The following is a 588-nucleotide window of genomic DNA, read 5'->3' on the forward strand; positions in this document are numbered from 1 at the left end:
TGGTCAAAGGCCGATGATTCAACAGCGTCATAGAACGCGTGGCTCTGATTGGCCTACCTGCCAAGGACGCACTATCTTGGGCGGCGAGCCCGAATGGGTGTGGCTCCCTTCACGCACTTTCCACTCCAGAGGAACCATGTACTACCTCGGAATCGACCTTCATAAAGATGAGTCGCACGTCGCTGTTTTGGACGACGATGCCGAGGTCGTCGAAGAGATTCGCGTCGCAAACGCGAATCTCGACGAAGTCGCCGAAGAATACGCTGGAGCCAAAGCGGCGATCGAAGCAACCAGCAACTACTACACGGTCTACGACACCCTCGACGAACATCTCGACGTGGTTGTCGCAGATCCGAGCCAAACTAAGGCGATCGGCTATGCTGAGGTGAAAAACGACCGGCTCGACGCGAAGTTGCTCGCGCAACTTCGCCGAGCCGGCATGATCGCTGAGAGTTACGTTCCGCCCGAAGAACTCCGGGAGCGCCGCGCACTCGTGCGCGGCCGGAAACGATTAGTCGAGAAGCGGACGGATTTCAAAAACGAGGTCCACGCTGTTCTCGACAAACACGGGATCACCTACGACTGGGA

The 588-nt window shown here is 57.3% G+C and carries 1 protein-coding gene; it reads left to right on the forward strand.

The genetic code is table 11. The features are described from left to right. Positions 1–136 precede the first annotated feature (136 nt). A partial coding sequence (locus tag DVK05_RS16400; RefSeq protein ID WP_147437830.1) for a transposase occupies positions 137–588 on the forward strand: 452 nt, incomplete at its 3' end.

The sequence above is a fragment of the Halorubrum sp. Atlit-8R genome (genome assembly GCF_003666025.1).
Classification (GTDB): domain Archaea; phylum Halobacteriota; class Halobacteria; order Halobacteriales; family Haloferacaceae; genus Halorubrum; species Halorubrum salinarum.